Source organism: Actinoplanes sp. NPDC048988, from assembly GCF_043197815.1.
Taxonomy (GTDB): Bacteria; Actinomycetota; Actinomycetes; order Mycobacteriales; family Micromonosporaceae; genus Actinoplanes.
In genome coordinates, this window is the sequence record NZ_JBICTW010000003.1 from 448193 (window position 1) to 470226 (window position 22034).

Genomic DNA, 22034 nt, shown 5'->3' on the forward strand with positions numbered 1-22034 from the left:
GGCGCGGCCGACTCGGTCATCCGCCGGCTTCGAGTTCGCCGAGGCCGGCGCTGATCGTTTCCGTCTCCGGCCGGCCCAGGTCGGCGAAGAGAGCCCTGGCCCGCAGGTAGTGTTCCCGGGCTCGGACGGTGTCGCCCGCGGCGCGGTAGGCGTTGCCCAGGCCGGCGTGCGCGCGGGCCTGTTCACCGAGGGAGCCGATGTCGACGGCGATGGCATGGGCCGCGGTGTGATGGGTGAGAGCCTCCGCGGCTCGCCCGGCGGCGCAGACGGTCTCGGCGAGACCGTTGTGCGCGGTGGCCTGGCCGTTGCGGTGGCCGATCTCGCGGAAGATGGTCAGGCTCCGGCGGAAGAGCTCGCCGGCCTGGTCGAGCCGGCCGAGGCGGAGGTGGAGCAGTCCGAGGGCGTCGAGCACGCCGGCTTCACCGCTGCGGATGCCGAACCGGGTGACGAGGGCGAGTGCCCGGTACAGGCGGTCGGAGGCCGGCCCGTACTGACCGGACACCGTCTCCAACTCGCCGAGGACACCCAGCGCGTACGCCTCGCCGGCGCCGTGCCCGATCTGCTGGGTGAGGGCCAGTCCTCGCCGGCAGTGCTCGATGGCCTCGGCGGAGCCGTTCAGCTCGTGCAGGGCCCCGCCGAGGCGTACCAGCGCCATCGCCTCACCGGTCCGGTCACCGGCCCGCCGGTGCAGCACCAGCGCCTGCCGGAAATGCTCGACCGCGTCCGCACCGTGCCCGGCGATCCGCGTGACACTTCCGAGTCGATACATGCTCAGTGCCTGGCCGACGAGATCGCCGGTTCGCCGGTACCCGTCGAGTGCCTGCCGGAAGTCCTCGGCGGCTTGACCGGGCCGCCCGAGGCTGGCGCGGGCGATCCCCATGCCGAGCAGGGCGTCGGCCTGGCCCCTGAGGTCACGCAGGCCGCTCGCGGCCCGCAGAGCGCAGGTCTGCACGCTCAGAGCGTCGGCGAAGTAGCCGGTGTTGAGATGCCGGAACAATGCCCGCGCCAGATCGATGCCGTGCCCGGGCCAGCCGTTGCCCGCGGTGTGGGCCGTGACGGCGACGAGGGTGACCCGTTCGGTCTCCAGCCAGGCGATGGCGGCATCGTGACCGGCCACATCGGGGGCGTGTTCGGCAGCCGGCGCGGTCTGCGGCCGATACCGTGCCTCGGCCGGGTACAGCGTGTTCATGGCGGCCGTGGTGGTGGCGAGGTAGTAGCCGAAGAGGCGGGTCAGCGCGTCCCGGCGTTCCGAAGGCGGGTTCTCGTCGTGTGCCCGTACGGCCGCGAAAGCGTGCACGAGATCGTGGAAGGTGTATCGGCCCGGATGCGCCCGCTGGAGAAGGTGTTCGCTGTGCAGGTCGGCCAGCCCCGCCTCGGCGGCCCGCGGGTCGATAGCGGTCAGGGCGGCCGCGGCGTACGCGTCGAAGTCCTCCCCCGGGTGCAGGGCGAGCACGCGCAGCAGCCGCCGCCGATCGGCCGGCAGGCGCCGGTACGACAGGTCGAGGGCCAGTTCGACGCCGGCGTCGAGACGGCATTCGCGGTGACGTTCGTCGAGCCGGTCGGCGTGATCCGTCAAGGTCCATCCCGGCATGGCCCGGATGTGCCCGGCGATCAGGGTCAGGGCCAGCGGAAGGCGCCCGCAGCGCCGGGCGATCCGGTCGAGGGCGCCGGGATCCGCGCCGGCGGGCACCTCGGGGACGGCCTCGGCCAGGAACGTGGTCGCCTCGGCCGAGTTGAGCACGTCGATGGTCAGCCGGGCCGCGGGGCGCAGCCCGGCGAGGCCGCATCGGCTGGTGACCAGCGTCAGGCATCCGGGGCCGGCCGGCATCAGCGGACGGACGTGCTCGGCGGAGGCGGCGTTGTCCAGGATCACCAGGACCCGCTGACCGGCGAGGCACCTGCGGTAGGCGGCGACCCGGGCGCCGAGACCGTGCGGGATCTGATGGCCGTTCATGCCGAGCAGGCGGAGGAAACCGTCGAGCACGGCGGCCGGATCGGCGGGTGGCTGGTTCGGATCGGGGTGGAAGCCGCGCAGATTGACGAAGAGCACCCGATCGAACGGCTCCCGCTGATGGAGCACGTGTCCGGCGTGGATGGCCAAGCGGGTCTTACCCACCCCCGCCATTCCCTCGATCGCCGCCACCACGGGCTCACCGGCCCGCGCGGCGCGGCGCAGGGCGGCGCGAAGCCGGCGCAGTTCATCGGACCGGCCGGTGAACCGGGCGAGGTCGGGCGGCAGGCTGCCGTGCACGCGGACCTGGGACGCCGCCTGCGACTCCCCGTCGACCACGCGCATGGCTTGACGCCACTGCGCCACATAGCCGGGTTCGGCGTGCAGCGCCTGGACGACGGCGAGGACGAGGTCGGTGTTCAGCCGCCGCCGGCCGGGCCGGAAGCAGTGGGCGACGGTGGGCTTGTGCGTCAGCTCCCCGGCCGGCCGCCCGGCCGAGGCCCACGCCGCGTTCACGCGGTCCTTGATGACGGCGTACGACGGATTGCCGGCCCACGTTTTCAGCAGCCGCAGCCGCTCCACCAGGTCGTCGACGCTGACTGCCCGCGCGGGATCGGGCAATGCGGTGAAGGCCGGCCGTTTCTCCGACAGCACCATCCACCCACCCGCAAGATTACTTTGAGTGACTACTCACTCATTCTGAGTGGCGAGAAGGGTGAATGGTGTCCGCCAGACGACCGGCCCGCGTCAGCGATCCGCGAAGCTGTCCGTGCTGCTGATCAGGTGATGGGTGATGCCCGGCTCGAGCGACGAGTGACCGGCGTCCGGCACCATGTGCAGCGTGGCCTCGGGCCAGCGGCGGGTGAGGTCGTACGCGGTCACCGGCGGGCAGCACAGGTCGTAGCGGCCCTGAATGATGGTGGCCGGCAGGTGCCGGATGCGGTCCACGCCGTCCAGGAGCTGGTTCTCCGACTCGAAGAAACCGCCGTTGACCGCGTAGTGCGCGAGGATCCGCGCGGCCGGCAGCACAGTCGAGTCGGCGGTCAGCGACGCGATCAAGCCGGGATCCGGAGTCAGCGTCGAATTGACCGCCTCCCACCGCATCCAAGCGTCGGCACACCGCCGCGCCACCTCGGAATCCTCGCCGGCGAGCCGCCGGTAGTAGGCCATCAGAATGTCGTCGCGCTCCGCGACCGGGATCGGCGCGACGAACCGCTCCCACTCCTCCGGTTGCAGGTTGTGCAGCCCACTCTGGTAGATCCAGTCCCGCTCGCTGCGCCGCACCAGAAAGATCCCCCGCAGGATCAGCCCCGTCACCCGGGAGGGATGAGCCTGCGCGTAGGCCAGCCCGAGCGTCGACCCCCACGACCCACCGAACACGAGCCAGGCGTCAACCCCGAGCCACCCGCGCACCTTCTCCAGGTCCGCCACCAGATGCCAGGTGGTGTTCTCCCGCAACTCCCCCACCGGCGTGCTGCGCCCGGCCCCCCGCTGCTCCGGCAGAATGATCCGATACCGCCCCGGATCGAAGAACCGCCGCATCACCGGCGTGATGCCACTCCCCGGCCCACCGTGCACGAAGACCACCGGAATCCCCGCTTCCTCCACATAGACCCGATGCCCACCGCCCACGTCGAAGCGATGAGCAGCGTACGGCTCGACAGCCGGATAAAGCCCCCGCGTCTCCACCACCAGACTCTAGAACTCGCCCACCCCGGGATGCGCCCCCGGATAGAGGTAGGCGTCCTCGACCGGAGAAGCCCCCGTACCAGCCCCCGCGTTGCCGCCGCCCAGCCGGAGAGTGGCAGCGCACAGCGTCACACCACCCAGCAGGACAGCCAGCATCCCAGCGCCGACCCGCTGCACGACCGTCTCCTCGCCCAGGCCGGCAACAGTCACCGCCCCCGAGAAGACCAGCAGGGCCCCCACAAGAAAGGCGACCCCCACGACATAGCCCCCGACTACAGCAGCCACAGCCCCACGGCGCTCCATCCACCGATGCTAGGTGCCGCCCGTCCCCACGAACAAGCCGCTGATCGTCCTCGCGGTTCCACCAGGTACGCCGGCAAACCTCGTTGCCTTCCGGGTCGGCCTACTCGGCCGAGCGTAGCGGCAGCGAGGCGACACGACCTGACCGACCTGCAGTGGGCGACGCTGGAACCGTTGCTGCCTGCCGGAACGGGCCGTGATCGGCCGCGCAGGTGGGCGGCCGGACCACCAAAACCCATCTGGTCTGCGAGCAAGGCCGCAAAATGATGGCCGCTGTGGTCACCGCCGGGCAACGCGGCGACAGCCCTCATTTCATCACCGTGCCGGCCAAACTTCGGTGGCCCGCACCGGCGCCGGCCTGCGCCGTCACGGTATCGCCGCGTGCATTCCGAGCAAGAGCGACCAGGACGCCCACCGCAAAGCCAAAGGGTCGAAGGGCGGACGCCCGCCCGCCATCAACCAATGGCTCCGAGCCCTACGAAACACGGGCTGGTCGCCGCACTGCCGGGCCGAACACCGCCTTCCAGAACGGCATCACCCGTTTGCTGTCCGGCGTGTCCAAGCCCGAAGACCGGGCCGCTCGCCGAGCGCAGGCCGACGTCCGAAAGGTGGCCGACCCGCTCGGCGGGGGCGACGAACGCCGGCCCGCCCGCGAAGTCCGGCGTGGCGATCCCAGTCCAAGGCTGTCGCAGAATTCAGCCAAGAAGAGCGCAACCGGCCTGGAATGGCCGACCAGCCCCCCACCCACCTCCGCAAGGTGACCCCCGGCCGAGCCCGGCACCCCAGAGTCCAGTGACCCACCCGTACCCGCAGCTCGATACCCGGCAAGGCCGGGGGCGGAGGGTGGCCGCTCACGGCGTAAAGCGCTCCCCAGCCAGCCGAGAGCGGCCGCCCTCCGCCCCCGGCCGTCCACCGCAAGAACGACGCCTACCGTTCCACCACGTTCTTCAAGGCCCCCGAGGAGAGAAACGCCGAAAGATTGGACAGCACCAACTCAGCCGCCCCCACCGGCCGCCCACCCGCCGCATGCGGCGTGATGATCACGTTCGGCTCATCCCACAACGGCGACGACACCGGCAGCGGTTCGGTCTCGAAGACGTCCATCGCCGCCCCACCCAGACGCCCCGCCCGCAGCGCCGCCAGCAGCGCGCTCTCGTCCACCACCGACCCCCGCCCCACGCTGATCAGCCATGCTCGGGCCGGCAGCAGCGCCAGCACCGAGGCGTTCACCGCGTGCCGAGTCGAAGCCGTAGCCGGCAGGATCGAGATCAGCACATCGGTCTCCGGCAGCAGCGACGGAAACTCGTCTTGCGTCACCACCTCGAAGCCGTGCCGCTTGCCCGCGCTCCGCGCCACCCCCGTGACCGTCGCCCCCAGCGCCGTCAGGTACGGCGCCAGCGTCGCCGCGATCCCCCCGAACCCCCAGATCACCACGCGCGCGTCCCGCAACGTGCGGAACGCGGTCGGGTCGTGCACCGGCTGGTTGCCGCCCAGTTCCCCCGCCCACCGGTGCCCCACCTGCGCCCGTACCAGTAAATTCAGCCGCCGCGCCGCCGCCAGCGTCAGCCCCAGCGTGTGTTCCGCGACCGTCAGGTCGTGCAGTCCCGCCCCCGATGTGATCACGACGTCGGGCCCGAAGCCCGCCGCCAGCACCGCGTCCGGCCCCGCCGCCAGCGTCTGCACCCAGCGCACCGCGGTCAGCCGCGCCGCCGTGTCGCGCAGCTGCTCGGCCGTGTTGCCCCACACCACTATCGCCTCGGCGCCGGTCTGGTCGTCGCTGAGCGGCTTGTCGACCGCGTACTCGGAGGTTGTCACGCCCGAGGGCAGGGAGAGGTCCAGCGTGATGCTGTCCGGGATCAGGAGCTTCATGGTCCCAAACCTAACCTCGGGTGCGCGGGGATCGCCCTCCCCGCGCACCCTCGGTTTCCCCCCTCACCGTGGGCCGAAGACCTGTGACCAGTCTCCGGCCATGCTGACGGCCACCCAGTTCTCCGCCTCCGCCGCCGCGATGGCCTCCCCCGCGCCGGCCGTGTACGCGAACTCGCGCTTCGCGTCGTCGTGGACCACCACGATGCGCAGCGGGTCGCGGCGCCCCCCGCCCGCCGCCCGCAGCATCGGCAGGTCGCCGTTGGCGTTGCCCGCGGCCAGGATCGGGTGGCGCCCCACGCGGCTCCAGATGCGCACCGGCTTGGCCGGGCCGTCGTCGAAGACGTCCAGCCGGGCCGTGTGCACGATCCGGCCGTCGCGGTATTCGAGCGCCACCGAGCTGCCGATCACCCGGTCGGCCGGGATGCCGTACACGTCCGCGCTGACCGTGCGCAGGAAATCGCGTCCTCCCCCGGTCGCGATGTAGCAGCTGAAGCCGTTCGCCATCAGGTAGTCGATGAGCTCCCGCATCGGCACGTAGGCCGTGTCGACGTACGGCCGGTCGAGGGTCGGGTGTTCGCATTTGACGAGGAAGTCCCGGGCCAGTTCGGCGAATTCGTCGACAGTCGTCCCCTCGTACGCCTGCAACAATCCCGCCGCCATCTCCCGCAGATCGGCGTCGTCGCCCTGGTAGTGCTTGGTGATCGCCCCGCCCAGCCAGTCGTGGTCCCTTTCCGCCACCGCCTTGAACGGCTGCCGGCTGCGCAGCGCCGGATAGCGGCCGGCCAGCTCACCGATGCGGCGCAGCAGGAAGTCGGCCTGCACGGGCAGCGGTTTCTCGCACCACAGCGTGCCGTCGTTGTCGAAGACCGCAATGCGGTCCTCCGGTGGGATCCCGGCCACCGCCACCGCGACGAACTCGAGGATCCGCTGTCTCGACGGGGTTTCCCGCCACGAGGGGAGGACGGACGTCATGTCGTTCACCATTTCGCCTGAGCTCACGCCGGTCGTCACCCTCGCCGGATGAGCTACAACAGACCCAGGTCACGGGCCCGGCGGACCGCCTCGTTGCGCCGGGTCGCGGCCAATTTCCGGAGCACGCCGCGGACGTGGGTCTTGACCGTGTTCACCGAGACGTACATGGTGCGGGCGATCTCCTCGGTGGAGAACAGCTGCGCCAGGTAGCCCAGGACTTCGGTCTCCTTGGCGGTGAGCGGTTCGACCATGACCGGGGCCGCCGGGACCGCCGGAGGCGGCGGCGCGGTGGGAACCGGCACGCTTGCGGGGCGCGGGGTCACACCGAGCCAATCATGTCGTACGGCGAGGTCGCGGTCCTCGCGCAGGAAGCGCCGCACCGGGGCCGCCATCTCGAGCATCGGCCGCCGAAGGCGTTCACTTTCGGCCAGGGCCAGCGCCCGGTGCAGGGCGCGCCGGGCCCGGTCGCGGTGCCCGTCGGTCAGCTCGGCCGCGGCCGTGACCAGCCAGCCGTCGACCCGCACGTCCAGCGGCAGGCCGGGCCGTTCGCCGAGCGCCGCCACGATACCCCGGGCCCTGGTCGTCTCGCCCGCCGCCACCGCGGCCGTCGCCTCGGCGATGGCGTGCTGCGCGGTCGTGCCGCCGGCCGCGGGCGGCCGGCCGGGGGTGAGCAGCGCGTCGCGGGTCAGCGTGAGCATTTCGGTGAGCCACTGTGGCATGGCGCCGGCCGGCGCGGCCGCAAGGGCCTCGGCCGCCCGGGCGGTGTCGCCGCCGCCGCGGTGCACGCGGGCCCGCACCAGTGCCAGCAGGCCGGCCAGGAGGGCGTCCGGGCGCTCGTCGAGGCGGGCCGCCGCCTGTTCGGCGTGGACCCGGGCCGCGGTGAGGTCGTACTCCTCGCTGTGCACCCAGGCCAGGGCCAGGTCGGCCGCCGCGTCGCCGGGCCCGTCGTCGGGGCCGGTGCGGTCCAGGGCCCGGCGGGCGTGTTCGTTGGCCCGGCGCAGGCGGCCGCAGAGCGCTTCGGCCAGGGCGAGCCGGCCGAGCACTTCGCCGCCGTCGTTCTCGGACGGTTGCAGCACCGCGCAGGCGCCGGTCAGGTCGTGCCGCCAGAGCAGGCTCTCGGCCCGGGCCAGGCGGATCAGCGAGGCCAGGGCCGGTGGTACGGCGACTCCGGTGACCAGGGCCTCGTCGAGCATCCGCCAGGCGATCTCGGCCGAGGCGGCCAGATCGTCGGGCCGGCCGTGCCGGCGGGCCCGGGCCACGTCGACGGCGGCCAGGCTCAGCGGCAGGCGGATGTCGTGCCCGCCGGCCATCTCGCCGGCCCGCAGCAGGTGTTTGGCGCAGGCCTCGGGGTCGTCGAGGTAGTGGGCGACGGCCGCGGCGACGACAGCGGCCTCGGGCCGGTCGAGGTCGGGCGGCAGGGCGGTGAAGCGGGCGGCGCCGTGGCCGTCCAGCAGGTCGGTGATGCCGAGGCTGCGTACCACCGAGGTGGCCGCCAGCAGCCATTCCCCGGCGAGCAGGGCGTGCGGCAGCGCCTCGGCGTAGCGGTCGAAGCCGGCGTACCAGCGGGCGGCCCGGCGGTGCAGGCCGGTGACGCGGTCGACCGGTCCCTCGCTCAGGGCGGCCAGCAGCACCTCGCGGATCTGCGGGTGATGCACGTAGGTCCGCTCGCCGCCGGCGGTGGCGGTCACGAAGACGCCCTGCCGGGCAAGGCGGTCCAGCACCTGCGCGGCGTCGCGGCGGACGCTGAGCTCGACGGCCAGCCCGGCCGGCAGCCGCTCGGCCACACACGTGCGCAGCAGCAGCTCACGGGTCGCGGCGGTCTGCTCGCCGAGCAGTTCGCCGCGGATGTATTCGGCGAGTTCGTCCTTCTTGTCCCTCGACATGGGCAGAGCCCGGGCTTCGAGCCGCAGCGCGGCGGCCCAACCGTGCGTCTGTTCGGTCAGCTCGGCCACGGAGTTCGGGTCGAGCCGGGTGCCGTGCGCGGTGAGCAGCGCGTCCGCCTCGGCCGGGGTGAAGGCCAGCTCGTCGTGGCGGATCTCGGTGATCGATCCGGCCAGCCGGTAGCGGTGCAGCGGCAGCGGCGGATCGGTGCGGCCGACCAGGACGCAGCGCAGCCCGGGCCCGCAGTGTTCGACCAGGAAGTGCAGCCCGTCCAGGATGGACGCCCGGGTCAGCGCGTGCACGTTGTCGAGGATCAGCACCACCGGCTCGTCCTGGGCCGACAGGGCGACCACGAGCCGGACCAGGAAGGACCGTTCCGCGCCCTCGCGCCACTGGCTGGTCACGTGCACACCGGCTCGCTGGAGCGCGGCCAGCACGTACGACCAGAACGTCTCGGGCCGGTCGTCGTCCGGTTCCAGCGTCAGCCACGCGACCCGGCCGCCGGCGTGCCCGCTGGCCGTCCAGTCGGCGACCAGGCTGCTCTTGCCCGATCCGGCCGGTCCGGTCACGACGGTGAGACCGCGAGCCGGCCCGGCGTCGAGCCGTTCACGCAGCCGTTCGCGAACCACCCACCACGGCGGAAGACCCGGCGGCTCCAACTTGATCGTCATGATCGGCTCGCCGTCGGTCGTCGTCAGCTCGGTAGCGATCTCCCCATGCATCAATGACCCCCATATGCGATCGCCCCGCCTGTACGCATCGGTGTCACCCGGGCACATCGCGGCCTGCCCACGGGGACTCCGGTGTCTACGCAGAGTTTTGTCCCGATCATCAACAGTCACATCACCCGACCTGGGTGATTCCGTAGACGGATGACCGGAGTGGATAGTGGCCAGGTCATGAACCGGGCTCACCGCGGCCGAACAGCGGGTGCTGCCGCTCCGGCCGACCGACCTCACCCCTCAACCGGATCGCCGGCGAGCTCCGGCTCTCCCGCCTAGGGACGCGAGCTCGGCCCGCGACTGAGCCGGGCTCATTCCTCGCGGGTGAGGTCGCGAGGCGTACGGCGGCTCACCCTGAGGTCATGTCCGTACAGAATCGCCCGACCGGGGCCACCGCATGGGCGGGCTGGGTCGTGTTCGCCGCGGTGCTGCTCGCCATCGTCGGCATTCTCCAGGTCACGCTGGGGGTCCTGGCGCTGTTCCGGCACGAGTTGTTCGCCATCGACGAGTCCCGGCTGCTGGTCGCCACGAGCTGGACGGCGTGGGGCTGGACCCATCTGATCATCGGCACCGTGCAGATCGTCGTCGGTCTCGGCCTGCTCGCCGGCACGAGCTGGGGACGGATCTTCGCGATCGTGCTGGCGTTCCTGAGCTCGCTGACCAACCTGGCCTTCCTCGCCGCGTTCCCGGTGTACGCCGTCCTGATCATCTCCTTCAACATGATCACGATCTACGCCGTCACCGCGCACGGCCGAGAGGTCCGGCCCGACTACGACGCCCATCCTTAGCGGATGAGGCATTCCGGGCGTCCGCGATCGGAGGATTCAGCCATGACGAAGTCTCGGAAGAAGAGCAAGGGGAAGTCGCGCCGGCCCGCCCTGATCGCCGCGGCCGGGGTGGCCGCCGCGAGCGCGGCCGCGGTGGTGATCGGCCGCCGGAAGAAGAGCCGCGCCGAGTCGGAGCCCGCGGCCGAGGCCGGCACGGCCACGCCGCTTGCCCCGGTGAGCACCGACAGCCGCTGACGGTGACGACCCGGCCGGTGCTCAGCGCGCCGCGCTGGGCGGAAGCCCTGTGGTCGTGGGCGTCCACCCGCTGGCCCGGCCGGGTCGGCCTCGGCACCCTCGCGGTCATCGTCCGCCTCGAGATCTTCGATCGCGCCATGACGCTGGCCGCGCAGCTCTTCACCTCCATCTTCCCGCTCCTGATCATGATGGCGGTGCTGCTCGGCCGGACCTTCGACGAGAAGCTGGCCGAGGTCGTGAAGGTGCCCGACGAGGTGGCGAAGGTGCTGAACGAGGCCATCTCGGGCAGCAGCGTCAACGCGTTCGGCCTGGTCGGCGCCCTGATCGTGCTGGTCTCCACGACCAGCCTGGCCCGGGCCTTCACCCGCGCCTACGCGACGATCTGGGGCCGGCCCCGCCCGCGCAGCAACCCCCGGCACGCCTGGCGATGGCTGGTGGCGGTCCTGGTGCTGGCGTTCAGCGTGGTGGTGATCCGGTTGCTGGAGCGGGCCGCGTGGGAGGCCCCCGCCCCGTACTTCACCGTGGCTCTGGTGACCCTGATCGCGGATTTCGGCGGCGCGCTGTTCCTGCCGTGGGTGCTGACCGCCCGGCAGATCCCGGCCCGGCTGCTCGCGCCCGGCGCGCTTCTGTACGCGGCCGCCATGCTGATCCTGCGGCCGGCCGGCGCGTTCTACCTGCCGCACGCGCTGGACGTGAGCGCGGCCCGCTTCGGCACGATCGGCGTCGCCTTCACCTACATCGGCTGGCTGTACGTGCTCTCGTTCGCCTACCTTCTGACGGCCGCCGCCGGCCAGGTGATCGCCACCGACCCCGGCCGGCTGGGCCGGCGGATCCGCGGCATTCGTTCAGCCGGTCCTTCGCCGACGGCTTGACCCGGCCGCGGCCGTCAGCGGTAGCTACCGCTGACGGCCGTACTTCGCGCGCAGCTGGTCGAGCTTGTCCCGGTCGTCGACCCACTCCCGCACCAGGCCGCAAGTCAGGCAGATCAGGCGGGCGAACAGGATGAGGCGCAGGGCGTTGACCGGCACCCCGCTGGCCCCCTGCCCGGCGGCCATACTCGGCGGGATCCGGATGATGTCATCCTGTCCGCAGTTCGGGCACACACCGAAAGCGCTCACCCCGCGATCATCCGCCACGTGGTCAACACAGCGACCGGCGGGTTGATCGGCGCTGTCGGAGCGGGCGGGGCGGGCGGCGTCGATAGGCTTGGTGGGTGAGTCATTTTGATGTTCTTGTCCTCGGTGCCGGGCCCGGGGGATATGTCGCAGCCATCCGCGCGGCGCAGCTCGGCAAGACCGTGGCCGTGGTCGAGCACAAATACTGGGGTGGGGTCTGCCTGAACGTGGGCTGCATCCCGTCCAAGGCGCTGCTGCGCAACGCCGAGATCGCGCACATCATCACGCACGAGAAGAAGACGTTCGGGATCGAGGGGGACGCCACCATGTCCTTCCCGCCGACCCATCAGCGCAGCCGCAAGGTGGCCGAGGCCAGCGCCAAGGGCGTCCTCTTCCTGATGAAGAAGAACGCGATCACCGAGATCAACGGCTGGGGCACGCTGACCGGGCCGAAGTCGATCGACGTGGACGGCGAGCAGCACACGTTCGACAACCTGATCATCGCCACCGGCGCCACCGTGCGGATGCTGCCGGGCATGGCGACCAGCCAGAACGTGGTGACGTACGAGGAGCAGATCCTCGACGAGAAGCTGCCCGGCTCGATCATCATCGGTGGTTCGGGCGCGATCGGCGTCGAGTTCGCCTATGTGATGGCCAACTTCGGCGTGGACGTGACGATCGTCGAGTTCCTCGACCGGATGGTGCCCACCGAGGACGCCGACGTGTCCAAGGAACTGCTCAAGCACTACCGCAAGCTGGGCGTCAAGGTCCTGCTGAGCACCAAGGTGGAGCAGGTCGAGGACACCGGCACGGGCGTACGGGTCACGGTGAGCCCGGCCGGCGGCGGCGAGGCGAAGGTGCTCGAGGCCGACCGGATGCTGGCCGCGTTCGGTTTCGCCCCGCGCACCGAGGGCTACGGGCTGGACGCGGCCGGGGTGAAGCTGACCGACCGCGGCGCCATCGAGGTCGACGCCCGGGGCCGGACGAACGTCGAGGGCGTGTACGCCATCGGCGATGTGACCGCGAAGCTGATGCTGGCGCACACCGCCGAGGCGATGGGTGTGGTGGCGGCCGAGACGATCGCCGGCGCCGAGACCCAGGAGATCGACTTCGACATGATCCCGCGGGCCACGTTCTGCCAGCCGCAGATCGCCTCGTTCGGCTACTCCGAGGAGCAGGCCCGGGCCAAGGGGTACGACGTCAAGGTCGCCCAGTTCCCGTTCTCGGCCAACGGCAAGGCCCGCGGCATGGCCGAGACGGCCGGCTTCGTCAAGATCGTCGCCGACGCCGAGCACAACGAGCTCATCGGCGCCCACCTGATCGGCCCCGAGGTCACCGAGCTGCTGCCGGCCCTCACCCTGGCCCAGATGTGGGACCTGACAGCCGACGAGGTGGCCCGCAACGTCTTCGCCCACCCGACCCTGTCCGAGGCGGTCAAGGAGGCCATCGAGGGCATCGCCGGCCACATGATCAACCTCTGATGACGAGCCCGGCCTCCCACGTGGGAGGCCGGGCTCGCGCCTACTTCCGGTACGACTGGAGGAACAGCGCCTCGGCGTGGGCCAGGGCGGCGATCTCGGCCGGGTCGACGCTCTCGTTGGGGGCGTGGATCAGGGCCTGGGGCTCCTCCACGCCCATCAGGATGATCTCGGCGTCGGGATAGGTGTCGGCGAAGACGTTGCACAGCGGGATGGAGCCGCCCTGCCCCAGGGTGGTCATGTCGCGGCCGAAGGCCTCCTTCATGGCCGCCGACAGGGCCTGGTAGGCCGGGCCGCCGGTCCGGGCCTCGAAGGGCTGGCCGATGGCCTCCTTCTCCACGGTGACCCGCACGCCCCACGGGGCGGCGGCGTGCAGCTGGGCGATCAGGGCGTCCTGGGCCTTCACCGCGTCGGTGCCGGGCGGGACGCGCAGGTTGAGCCGGGCCCGGGCGTGCGGCTGGATCGCCGCGGCCGAGCCGACCACCGGCGGAGCGTCGATGCCGAGGACCGTGACCGCGGGGCGGGCCCAGATCATGTCCGACACCGTGCCGTCGCCGAGCAGGCCCACGCCGGGGAGCAGGCCGGAGTCGGAGCGGAACTGGTCGGTCGGGTACGGCGCGCCCGTCCAGGTCTGAGTATGGTCGAGTCCCGCGATCGTCGTGTTGCCCGATTTGTCGCGCAAAGACGATAATATCTGGATCAGTCCCGCCAGGGCATCCGGCGCCGCGCCTCCGAACATTCCGGAGTGGAGCTCGCCGGAGAGCGTGTTCACGGTGACGACTACATTGACCAGACCCCGCAACGTAACGGTAGCGGCGGGCACGCCTACGGCCGCGTTTCCGGTGTCGCAGACCAGGATCGCGTCGGCCGACAGCAACGGGGGGTGGCGAGCGACGAAGTCCTCGAGGCCGCCCGTGCCCTGCTCCTCGGAGCCTTCCACGATGAGCTTCAGGTTCACCGGAAGGTCGGGGCCCAGGGCGCGCAACGCCGTCAGGTGCATGACGATGTTGCCCTTGCAGTCGGCCGCGCCCCGGCCGTACCAGCGCCCGCCCGACTCGGTCAGCTCGAACGGCGGCGTCCGCCAGGCGTCCTCGTCGAGCGGGGGCTGCACGTCGTAGTGCGCGTACAGCAGCACCGTCGGCGCGTCCGGGACGCTTGACGCCCGTACGCCGTAAACAGCGCGGCTCCCGTCCGATGTCTCCTTCAGCGCCAGGTCGGTGAAGCCGACCTCGGCGAAGTTGTCCACCACCCACTGGGCCGCCCGCGCGCACTCCGACGCCGGATACTGCCGCGGGTCGGCGACCGAGCGGATGGACACCAGCTCGGCGAGGTCCGTACGGGCCCGGCCCATCAGTTCGTCGATCTGTGCACGCATCACGCCGCCGCCACGTCGTCGAGCTTGAGGTCGTCGATGACCTTCTGGAAGTCCTCCACGTACTGCGGGCAGTAGACCTTGATGATCATCAACTGGCCCTGTACGGCTTTGTTGTCCGCGATCACCGGCCGCTGCCCGGGCCCGGCGGCCCCGTTGGTGAGCAGGCCGTAGAGGGTGGCCCGCCGCAGCGCGTTGCCCGGGTTGTCGCAGACCGCGCCGCCGTCGTCGCCCAGGACCCGGACGATCTGATCGGTCGGGGGAACCCGCATGCCGGCGGCCGACAGCTGTGACTGGAGCTCCTGCGCCTTCTCCTGCGCCTGCCGCGACTCGTGGGCGCTGCTGAAGGCGAACAGCGCCGTGCCGAACAGCACGAGGAAGACGATGCCGAGCACGATGTACGTGACGGTGTTGCTCTTGTGCTGGACCGAGACGTTCATGCGGGGGCCTCCTCGGTCTTCCAGGACGGCTTGCGCGAGCGGTAGAACAGATACGGCACGAGCAGACCCAGCCCGAGCGCGCCGCCGGCCACGATCGCCAGGTAGGCGGCGACGTTGCCGTCACCGAACTGGGATGACGGCACGAATCCGATGAGCAGCGCCGCCAGCGAGGCGGCGAAGCCGACGCCGCACAGGCCGGTCAGCATGGGAGCCCGGTAGCCGCGCGGGTGGTCGGGGTTGTTGCGGCGCAGCCGCACCGCGGCCACGAACATCAGCAGGTACATGATCAGGTAGACCTGGGTGGTGATCACCGAGAAGATCCAGTACACGCTGGAGACGTCCGGGATCAGCGCGTAGGCCAGGGCGATGACCGTGGTGACCAGGCCCTGGGTGACCAGGATGTTCTGCTGCACGCCGTGCTTGTTGAGCTTCTGCAGGAACGGCGGAAGGTAGCCCTCCTGGCGCGAGATCAGCAGCAGGCCCCGGGACGGGCCGGCCAGCCAGGTGAGCATGCCGCCGAGCGACGCGGCCACCAGCATGACGCCCAGGATCGGGGTGAGCCACTGCGAGTCGAACGCGGCGAACACGGCGTCGAAGGCCTGCATGACACCGGCCGTGAGCGACAGCTGGTCGGCCGGAACGATCCAGCTGATGGCCAGCGCGGGCAGGATGAAGATGAGCAGCACGAGACCCATGGCCAGGAACATCGCCCGGGGGAACTCGCGGCCGGGCTTGCGCAGCGAGGACACGTGCACCGCGTTCATCTCCATGCCCGAGTAGGACAGGAAGTTGTTGACGATGAGCACGAGGCTGGACAGGCCGGCCCACGCCGGGAGCAGGTTGTCGGCGGTCATCGGGGCGGCCGACTCGTTGCCCTGTCCCAGGAACGCGATGCCCAGGATCACCAGCAGGGTGCCCGGGATCAGCGTGCCGATGACCAGACCGGCGCTGGCCAGGCCGGCCACGCCGCTGGTGCCGCGCGACGAGACCCAGACGCCGGTCCAGTAGCAGACCATGATGACGATCGCGGTCCAGACGCCGCTGGAGGCCAGATCCGGGTTGATGACGTAGGCCAGGGTGCTGGCGACGAAGCCCAGCAGGCTCGGATAGTAGAAGATGGTCATCGCGAACTGGCACCACACCGCCAGGAAGCCCATCGGCTTCGAGATGCCCTCGCTCACCCACTTGTAGACCCCGCCGTTCCAGCCGGAGGCGAGCTCCGCCGAGACCAGCGCGGTCGGCAGCAGGAACACGATGGCCGGAAGCAGATAGAGGAAGATGCTGGCCAGTCCGTAGACCGCCATGGTCGGGGCCGGCCTCAGGCTGGCCACCGAACTCGTCGTCATCAGGGCAAGTGCGACCCAGGAGATGTATCTGACCGCCTGCTGGGTTTTCGCGGCCCTGTCGCCCGTGTTGGCGGGCACATCCGTCGCGCTCATCCTCGGATCATCGGTGGCCCTGGATGCGACGCACCTCACCCTTTCCGGGTGAGTGTCGCCCCGACCAGCATCCCGACGGCGATGGCGATCAGCAGCCCGACCATGTCGGCGACGCCACCCACGCCCTGGATCGGATTGCCGCCGACCCAGCTCTCCAGCCCGCGCAGGCCATGCGATCCCGGGGTCAGGACATAGAAGGCGCCGAGATAGAGGACGTACGCCGGGGGCACGCCCGGACGCCGGCCGAGCCGCAAGGCGACGACAGTCATCACCACGGCGCCGAAGAAGGTCCCGAACGGATCGCCCAGGACCCGGGTCGCCAGCTCGGCCGCCGCGGCGGTGAGAAGGATGAGGCCGAGCGCCCACGGGAAGTCGCGCGGGGCCATCTGGAAGACGAACATCACCCCGAGCGCGAACAGCACCCAGCCGCCCCACACCTCGAACGGGCCGAGATTGCCGGGCACTGTCACGTCGAACAGCACACTCGGCGGCATCTGGAGCAGCACGGTCGCGACCAGCGCGCCGAACGCCAGCACGAGCAGGACGACGGTGCTGTAGATGAGGCGGGCGGCGCCGGCGGTCATCCGGTTCATGGCCAGTTCGAGGGCGCCAGCGCTGATCGCGTCGCCGGGGATGAAGTAGAACAGCGCTGGGACGATGAGCTGGATCGGTCCCCCGTCGAGCACCCCGTGGTCGTACAGCAGAAGAACCACGGCCGTGACCAGCACGGATGCGACGAACGGCTGGGCCAGGCGCATGCGGCCCGAGACGACGAGCCCGCCGACCAGAAGGCCGGTGAGCGCCGAGACGCCGACCTGTTGCCAGGTGGCCTGCACCGAGATGCCGAAGCCGACGCTGAACAGCACGAGCCCCACCACCTGCCAGGCCTTGTTCCAGCGGGGTGGCATGGCGGTGATCTTCTTGAATCGGGCCGCCGCCTCCACCTCCGACAAATCGGGCAGGCCGTGCAGCAGCCTCTTGAAAGCGGTGACCTGGTTCAGCGGCGGGACACCAGGTTCCCGGCTGTACGAGTAGGCCCGGCCGTCGACTGTGAGCAGCGCCGAATCGGCCAGGAATGTGACCTCGGCGGCGTAGCCGTAGCGCTTCGCGACGTCGTACACGATGCGCTCGTTGCGTTCTGTGCCCTCGAAGCTGCCGCGCAGGAGCCATTCCACGAGCGGTCCGAGGATCTCCATCGGCCGAAGCTAACCGTGCCCGGTGCGAACCGGATTCATCCGGAACGAAGGATCCCGGCGTACGGAGGCGGCAGCGACCCTGATCGCATGACGGTGACAACGAACCGGGCCGCGGGCACCGGCGTGCTCCTCGCCGCGTGCGTCTCCGCGCTGGTGGTGAACGCCAACACGTCCGCGGTCACGATTCTCCTCCCGGCGATCAGCCAGGACGTCGGCGCCTCGGTGGACCTGCTGCAATGGGCGGTGACCGGCTACATGCTGGTCGGGGCGGCGGTCATCGTCACCTCGGGCGCGCTCGGCGACGTCTTCGGCCGCCGCAGGATCTTCCTCGGCGGCCTCGTCCTGTTCGTCGCCTCCTGCGCGCTGATCGCGCTGTCGCAGAACGCCGCCGGCGTCATCGCGGGCCGGATGATCCAGGGCGCGGCCGGATCGACCATCCTCGCCTGCGGGATGAGCCTGCTGTCGGTCGCCTCGTCCGGGGCGGCCCAGATGAAGGCCATCACCATGTGGGGCGCGGCGTCCGCCATCGGGGCCGCGATCGGCCCGCTCATCGGCGGTGTCCTGGTCGGATCGACCGGATGGCAGGGCCTGTTCTGGATCGACGCCGCGATCGCCGCCGCGTGCGTCCCGCTCACCCTCGCGGCCGTACGGGAATCGCGCGACGAGCATCGCAGCAAGTCGATCGACATCCTCGGCACCCTGCTCGTGGCCGTGCTGCTGGTGCCGCTGGTGCTGGCGCTCAGCGAGAGCGGCAGCTGGGGCTGGCTGTCCGTACCGACCATCTCCTGCCTGGTCATCGCCGTCCTCGGCGGCGCCGGCTTCGTGGCCGTGGAGAAACGCGCGGCGGCGCCCCTGGTCGACCTGAAGCTGCTGCGCAACCCGGTGCTGGTCGGCTCGACCATCGCCATCCTGCTCGTCGCCGGCGTCATCAACGCGCTGATGTACCTGCTGTCCCTGTACTTCCAGGATCCGGCCGGGTTCGGCATGACCGCGCTCGAGGCCGGCCTCGCGACCCTGCCCGCGGCGGCCGCCATGATCGCCGTGACCCCGCTGATCACCCCGCTCGCGGTCAAGCTGGGCGGGCGGGTCGCGGTCGCCGGCGGCTTCCTGCTGGCCACGATCGGCGCCGGGGCGCTGATCTTCGTCACGGCCGATTGGGCATACGCGGCGTTCGTCGTTCCGTTGATCGTCCTGGCCGTCGGCCTCGGCTTCGCCAACGGCCCCGCCTCGTCCGCGTCCACCTCGTCGGTCGACGCCAGCCAGGTCGGCCAGGCCTCCGGCATCTCCAACATGGCCCGGTACGTGGGCGGATCGCTGGCCGTGGCGGCCGCCGCCACCGTCTCCGCCGCCGCCACCGCGAACCATCAGGGCGAACCGGCCGCGGACGCGCTGGCCGCCGGGCTCAGCGCCGCGTCGGTGTTCCTGGCCATCATGTCGCTGGCCGGCGTCGCCCTCGTCGTCCTGCTGCGCCGGCACCGCGCCGAACCCGTACAGGCCGTCCACCTGGCCGCGGCCGCCGCCGCCTCGAGCCACACCATCCCGACCAAGCCCCTTCCGGAAGGTGCATCGGCATGACTGCGAAAGACTTCGCCCGCCGCATGGAGCGCGCGATGGAGCAGGCGGCCTCGGCCGGCCTGACCGGGCTGCTGGTCACGCCCGGCCCCGACCTGGCCTACTTCACCGGATACAAGCCGACAGCGATCACCGAGCGGCTCACCCTGCTGATCCTCGACGGCGACCACGACCCGCACCTGATCGTGCCGACCCTGGAACGCCCCGACGCGGCCGCGGCGCCCGGCTATTCGGTGGTGGAGACGACGGACTGGGCCGACGGCACCGATCCGTACGAGCCGGTCTCGCGCCTGCTCGACCCGGCCGGCCGCTACGCCATCTCGGACAACGCCTGGGCCATGCACCTGCTCGGCCTGCAGGCGGCGCTGCCGCAGTCGCGCTACACGTCGATGACGGCGTCGCTGCCGATGCTGCGGGCGGTGAAAGGCCCGGACGAGTTGGCCCTGCTCGAGGCGGCGGGGGCGGCCGCGGACGCCGCGTACGAGCAGATCAAACAAGTACGCTTCGCCGGCCGTACGGAAACGCAGGTCGGCCGCGACCTGGCCGGTTTTCTGCGCGAGAACGGCCACTCGCAGGTCGACTTCACGGTGGTGGGGTCGGGGCCGAACGGCGCCAACCCGCACCACGAGATGGGCGACCGGGTCATCGCCGAGGGCGACATGGTGGTGCTCGACTTCGGCGGCCTGAAGGACGGCTACGGCTCGGACACGACCCGCACGGTCCACGTGGGGCCGCCGACCCCGCTCGAACGGGACGTGTTCGACATCGTCCGGGCCGCGCAGCAGGCGGCGTTCGAGGCGGTCCAGCCCGGGGTGCCGTGCCAGGAGATCGACCGGGTGGCCCGCCGGGTCATCACGGACGCGGGCTACGGCGAGAACTTCATCCACCGGGTGGGTCACGGCATCGGCCTGACCACGCACGAGCCGCCGTACATGGTGGAGGGCGAGACCCGGCCGATGGTGCCCGGCATGTGCTTCTCCATCGAACCGGGCGTCTACCTGCCGGACCGCTTCGGCGTCCGCATCGAGGACATCGTCACGGTCACCGAGAACGCGGGCCGCCGGCTGAACAACACCAGCCACGACCTGCACATCGTGGCCTGATGATGAGAGCTCTGACGCGCACCCTCCTGGGCGGGATGATCACCGCCGCCGCCCTCATGCCCCTGACGGCCTGCGGCGGCGACGGGGATGGTGGGGTCTCGCTGCCCTCCACCCGGCCGTCCGTCACCCTCGACCGCCCCCAGTCGACCGGCGAGCCCACTGGCGACTCCACCGAGGAGGCCGAGCCGACCCGGACCCGGGCCGAGGCCACTCGCACGCAGGACCCGGAACCGACCCGTACCACCGAGCCCGCCCGCACCACCGAACCACCGCGGACCACCGAACCACCGCGGACCACGGAGCCGCCGCGGACCACCAAGCCTGCGCAGACGGCCGAACCGCCGCGAACCACCGAGCCGCCGCAGACCGCCGAGCCCGAGCCGACGCGCACCACGACCGCCGCCGCCGAGCAGCCTCCGGCGGCCACCGCCAAGTCATCCTCGGCCGCCGCCGCGGTGCCGGCCTCGGACGACAGCGACTCCGGCAGCCTGCTCGCCTGGTTCCTGCTCTTCCTGGCCGTGGGCGGGGTGATCGCGGCGGTGCTGATCGCCCGTACCCGCAAGAAGGACTCCTGGGACACCGAACTGGACGGCCTGACCGCCGAAACCCGCGCCCTGCTGGACCGCGGCATCCCCCGGGTCCTGGAGACGGCCACCTTCGCCGACCGCCGCCTGGCCTGGCCGCCGGTCCGGGACGACCTGATCGCCCTGATCACCCGCTGGGAGTCGCTGTCCTCGCGCACCACCGACCCCACCCGCCAGGCCACGGCGAACCAGATCGCCGTCCTGCTCCGCGACCTGATAGCCACCATCGACGACGAGAGCGACGCCCAGGCCGCCGCGCGAGATTGGCGCCTGCTGCGCCCGCAGGTCTACACGGTCCTGGACGCCTTGAACGCGGAACTGGCCCCACCCCCGCCCCCCGACCCGAACGCAACCCCACCCACCACCCCTCAACCCGGCTATGGCCCAGGCCCCACCCCGCCCGGCTACGGCCCCGGCCCCGCTCCTGGCCCCGGTTCCGCTCCTGGCCCTGGTCCTGGTCCCGCTCCTGGTCCTGGTCCCGCTCCTGGTCCTGGCTCCGGTACTGGCGCCGGCTCCGACCCTGGTCCCGGCACACCGCCGCAACCGGGTCAAGGACGGGAACCCGGCCCCTGGGACGGCCCGCCCTCGACCGGTCGCCCCGGCCCCGAGCCGTCTCCGACCTGAGCCGGCGCCAGGCCCGGCGTTCTGAACGGCGCCCGCCGTCGCGGCAATACACGGCGGCGGCGCCGCCGAGCCTGGCCGACATCGGAGAGAGTGGCGTCAGGCGGCCCAGAAGACTGTGGCCTGCCCCTCGGCCGCGGCTGTCCGGTAGAACCCCACCAACAGGAAGTACGCCAGCGCGAGCCTGTCGCGGATGGCCCGCGCTCTTCTCTCGTCGACGTGGCCGCCGTGCGGCTCCTCGGTCTCGAGCAGTGGCCGCAGATGGACCTCCAAGGCCCCGAACGGTGTCACCGACAAGTGTTCCGCCGCCGCCTTGACCTGCTTCGCGGTCAGGGACGACCCGAAGTCATGGCGCTCGTCGGGAAAGGGCACTCCGCCGGTGATCGGGTTGAGCGGAAAGCCCGACCGGTCCATGAGGTCGGCCAGCCTTTCCCAGGCCCGATCGAGGTCCAGCATGTCGTCGAGCGCGCCGACCCGGTTCCAGGCGTTCGCCGGGTCCGCCCTGATCTCCTCCAGAAGCGCCGGCGACATCCGGCGGAACTCCCCCAGCACACTCATGTGAACTCGTCTCCGGTGAGCTCCCGCCGCGGGGACGTCAGGAAGTCCCGCAGATTCGCGGCCACCTCGGTGGCGCCATCGGCGTCCGCCACGGCCCGGTGGAAGGTCAGCAGGTCACCGGACAATCTGGCCAACTCCGCGGCGGAGGGG

The 22034-nt window shown here is 71.3% G+C and carries 20 protein-coding genes; 7 read left to right on the forward strand and 13 right to left on the reverse strand.

The features are described from left to right. Nucleotides 1-16: 16 nt before the first annotated feature. The 6 genes from ACGFJ7_RS12935 to ACGFJ7_RS12960 form a co-directional block, all read right to left on the reverse strand. Nucleotides 17-2608, reverse strand: a complete 2592-nt coding sequence (locus tag ACGFJ7_RS12935) for a tetratricopeptide repeat protein (RefSeq protein WP_392642271.1) — start codon at nucleotides 2606-2608, stop codon at nucleotides 17-19. A 90-nt stretch (nucleotides 2609-2698) separates the two neighbouring features. Continuing rightward, a complete protein-coding gene (gene pip, locus ACGFJ7_RS12940; protein ID WP_392642272.1) occupies nucleotides 2699-3640 on the reverse strand; it encodes a prolyl aminopeptidase in 942 nt (313 codons plus the stop codon). A 9-nt stretch (nucleotides 3641-3649) separates the two neighbouring features. After that, on the reverse strand, nucleotides 3650-3925 hold the full coding sequence (locus tag ACGFJ7_RS12945; RefSeq protein WP_360248505.1) for a hypothetical protein: 276 nt from the start codon (nucleotides 3923-3925) through the stop codon (nucleotides 3650-3652). 942 nt (nucleotides 3926-4867) lie between these two features. Continuing rightward, nucleotides 4868-5809 carry a phosphoglycerate dehydrogenase gene (locus tag ACGFJ7_RS12950; protein ID WP_392642273.1) on the reverse strand — a complete coding sequence of 314 codons (942 nt, stop codon included), beginning with the start codon at nucleotides 5807-5809 and terminating at the stop codon, nucleotides 4868-4870. Between the two features lie 63 nt (nucleotides 5810-5872). Then, nucleotides 5873-6781 carry an HAD family hydrolase gene (locus ACGFJ7_RS12955; protein ID WP_360248501.1) on the reverse strand — a complete coding sequence of 303 codons (909 nt, stop codon included), beginning with the start codon at nucleotides 6779-6781 and terminating at the stop codon, nucleotides 5873-5875. Between the two features lie 53 nt (nucleotides 6782-6834). Beyond that, complete coding sequence (locus tag ACGFJ7_RS12960) at nucleotides 6835-9333, reverse strand: LuxR C-terminal-related transcriptional regulator (RefSeq protein WP_392642274.1); 2499 nt, start codon at nucleotides 9331-9333, stop codon at nucleotides 6835-6837. Nucleotides 9334-9746: 413 nt separating this feature from the next. Between ACGFJ7_RS12960 and ACGFJ7_RS12965 the strand changes: the two genes are divergently transcribed. Genes ACGFJ7_RS12965 through ACGFJ7_RS12975 form a run of 3 tightly spaced genes read left to right on the forward strand, consistent with a single transcriptional unit; the run spans nucleotide 9747 to nucleotide 11278 of the window. Next, the gene (locus ACGFJ7_RS12965) at nucleotides 9747-10172 is read left to right on the forward strand and encodes a hypothetical protein (RefSeq protein WP_360248497.1); all 426 of its coding nucleotides are present in this window, start codon (nucleotides 9747-9749) and stop codon (nucleotides 10170-10172) included. 42 nt (nucleotides 10173-10214) lie between these two features. Then, nucleotides 10215-10406, forward strand: a complete 192-nt coding sequence (locus tag ACGFJ7_RS12970; RefSeq protein WP_360248495.1) for a hypothetical protein — start codon at nucleotides 10215-10217, stop codon at nucleotides 10404-10406. 2 nt (nucleotides 10407-10408) lie between these two features. Next, complete coding sequence (locus ACGFJ7_RS12975) at nucleotides 10409-11278, forward strand: YhjD/YihY/BrkB family envelope integrity protein (protein ID WP_392642275.1); 870 nt, start codon at nucleotides 10409-10411, stop codon at nucleotides 11276-11278. A gap of 24 nt (nucleotides 11279-11302) precedes the next feature. On the opposite strand, the gene ACGFJ7_RS12980 is transcribed toward ACGFJ7_RS12975, so the two are convergent. Beyond that, the gene (locus tag ACGFJ7_RS12980; protein ID WP_392642276.1) at nucleotides 11303-11524 is read right to left on the reverse strand and encodes a hypothetical protein; all 222 of its coding nucleotides are present in this window, start codon (nucleotides 11522-11524) and stop codon (nucleotides 11303-11305) included. A 95-nt stretch (nucleotides 11525-11619) separates the two neighbouring features. Between ACGFJ7_RS12980 and lpdA the strand changes: the two genes are divergently transcribed. Next, the gene (lpdA, locus tag ACGFJ7_RS12985) at nucleotides 11620-13002 is read left to right on the forward strand and encodes a dihydrolipoyl dehydrogenase (RefSeq protein ID WP_392642277.1); all 1383 of its coding nucleotides are present in this window, start codon (nucleotides 11620-11622) and stop codon (nucleotides 13000-13002) included. A gap of 40 nt (nucleotides 13003-13042) precedes the next feature. Here lpdA and ACGFJ7_RS12990 read toward each other — a convergent pair whose 3' ends face one another. Genes ACGFJ7_RS12990 through ACGFJ7_RS13005 form a run of 4 tightly spaced genes read right to left on the reverse strand, consistent with a single transcriptional unit; the run spans nucleotide 13043 to nucleotide 17446 of the window. Then, complete coding sequence (locus ACGFJ7_RS12990) at nucleotides 13043-14374, reverse strand: dipeptidase (RefSeq protein ID WP_360249983.1); 1332 nt, start codon at nucleotides 14372-14374, stop codon at nucleotides 13043-13045. Further along, a complete protein-coding gene (locus ACGFJ7_RS12995) occupies nucleotides 14374-14811 on the reverse strand; it encodes a hypothetical protein (RefSeq protein WP_360248487.1) in 438 nt (145 codons plus the stop codon). Before ACGFJ7_RS12995 ends, ACGFJ7_RS12990 begins: the two co-directional genes overlap by 1 nt. Next, nucleotides 14808-16250 (reverse strand): APC family permease, encoded by a 1443-nt coding sequence (locus ACGFJ7_RS13000; protein WP_360248485.1) that lies wholly within the window; start codon nucleotides 16248-16250, stop codon nucleotides 14808-14810. The genes ACGFJ7_RS12995 and ACGFJ7_RS13000 overlap by 4 nt, the downstream gene beginning before the upstream one ends. Before the next feature lie 35 nt (nucleotides 16251-16285). Further along, complete coding sequence (locus tag ACGFJ7_RS13005; RefSeq protein ID WP_360248483.1) at nucleotides 16286-17446, reverse strand: threonine/serine exporter family protein; 1161 nt, start codon at nucleotides 17444-17446, stop codon at nucleotides 16286-16288. A gap of 87 nt (nucleotides 17447-17533) precedes the next feature. On the opposite strand from ACGFJ7_RS13005, the gene ACGFJ7_RS13010 reads away from it, so the two are divergent. Genes ACGFJ7_RS13010 through ACGFJ7_RS13020 form a run of 3 tightly spaced genes read left to right on the forward strand, consistent with a single transcriptional unit; the run spans nucleotide 17534 to nucleotide 21329 of the window. Beyond that, the gene (locus ACGFJ7_RS13010; RefSeq protein WP_392642278.1) at nucleotides 17534-19021 is read left to right on the forward strand and encodes an MFS transporter; all 1488 of its coding nucleotides are present in this window, start codon (nucleotides 17534-17536) and stop codon (nucleotides 19019-19021) included. Further along, on the forward strand, nucleotides 19018-20121 hold the full coding sequence (locus tag ACGFJ7_RS13015) for an aminopeptidase P family protein (RefSeq protein WP_360248479.1): 1104 nt from the start codon (nucleotides 19018-19020) through the stop codon (nucleotides 20119-20121). The genes ACGFJ7_RS13010 and ACGFJ7_RS13015 overlap by 4 nt, the downstream gene beginning before the upstream one ends. Continuing rightward, complete coding sequence (locus ACGFJ7_RS13020; protein ID WP_360248477.1) at nucleotides 20121-21329, forward strand: hypothetical protein; 1209 nt, start codon at nucleotides 20121-20123, stop codon at nucleotides 21327-21329. Before ACGFJ7_RS13015 ends, ACGFJ7_RS13020 begins: the two co-directional genes overlap by 1 nt. 96 nt (nucleotides 21330-21425) lie before the next feature. Here ACGFJ7_RS13020 and ACGFJ7_RS13025 read toward each other — a convergent pair whose 3' ends face one another. Beyond that, nucleotides 21426-21884, reverse strand: a complete 459-nt coding sequence (locus tag ACGFJ7_RS13025) for a DUF1877 family protein (RefSeq protein ID WP_360248475.1) — start codon at nucleotides 21882-21884, stop codon at nucleotides 21426-21428. Then, complete coding sequence (locus tag ACGFJ7_RS13030; protein WP_360248473.1) at nucleotides 21881-22009, reverse strand: hypothetical protein; 129 nt, start codon at nucleotides 22007-22009, stop codon at nucleotides 21881-21883. The genes ACGFJ7_RS13025 and ACGFJ7_RS13030 overlap by 4 nt, the downstream gene beginning before the upstream one ends. Nucleotides 22010-22034 lie beyond the last annotated feature (25 nt).

Coding starts and splice junctions, on each gene's coding strand:
- ACGFJ7_RS12995 (WP_360248487.1), bottom strand. CDS start 14,811: ATGAACGTCTCGGTCCAGCACAAGAGCAACACCGTCACGTACATCGTG.
- ACGFJ7_RS12965 (WP_360248497.1), top strand. CDS start 9,747: ATGTCCGTACAGAATCGCCCGACCGGGGCCACCGCATGGGCGGGCTGG.
- ACGFJ7_RS13025 (WP_360248475.1), bottom strand. CDS start 21,884: ATGAGTGTGCTGGGGGAGTTCCGCCGGATGTCGCCGGCGCTTCTGGAG.
- ACGFJ7_RS13010 (WP_392642278.1), top strand. CDS start 17,534: ATGACGGTGACAACGAACCGGGCCGCGGGCACCGGCGTGCTCCTCGCC.
- ACGFJ7_RS12970 (WP_360248495.1), top strand. CDS start 10,215: ATGACGAAGTCTCGGAAGAAGAGCAAGGGGAAGTCGCGCCGGCCCGCC.
- ACGFJ7_RS13000 (WP_360248485.1), bottom strand. CDS start 16,250: ATGAGCGCGACGGATGTGCCCGCCAACACGGGCGACAGGGCCGCGAAA.
- ACGFJ7_RS12950 (WP_392642273.1), bottom strand. CDS start 5,809: ATGAAGCTCCTGATCCCGGACAGCATCACGCTGGACCTCTCCCTGCCC.
- ACGFJ7_RS13015 (WP_360248479.1), top strand. CDS start 19,018: ATGACTGCGAAAGACTTCGCCCGCCGCATGGAGCGCGCGATGGAGCAG.
- ACGFJ7_RS12960 (WP_392642274.1), bottom strand. CDS start 9,333: ATGACGATCAAGTTGGAGCCGCCGGGTCTTCCGCCGTGGTGGGTGGTT.
- ACGFJ7_RS12990 (WP_360249983.1), bottom strand. CDS start 14,374: ATGCGTGCACAGATCGACGAACTGATGGGCCGGGCCCGTACGGACCTC.
- ACGFJ7_RS12955 (WP_360248501.1), bottom strand. CDS start 6,781: ATGACGTCCGTCCTCCCCTCGTGGCGGGAAACCCCGTCGAGACAGCGG.
- ACGFJ7_RS13005 (WP_360248483.1), bottom strand. CDS start 17,446: ATGGAGATCCTCGGACCGCTCGTGGAATGGCTCCTGCGCGGCAGCTTC.
- ACGFJ7_RS13020 (WP_360248477.1), top strand. CDS start 20,121: ATGATGAGAGCTCTGACGCGCACCCTCCTGGGCGGGATGATCACCGCC.
- ACGFJ7_RS12935 (WP_392642271.1), bottom strand. CDS start 2,608: ATGGTGCTGTCGGAGAAACGGCCGGCCTTCACCGCATTGCCCGATCCC.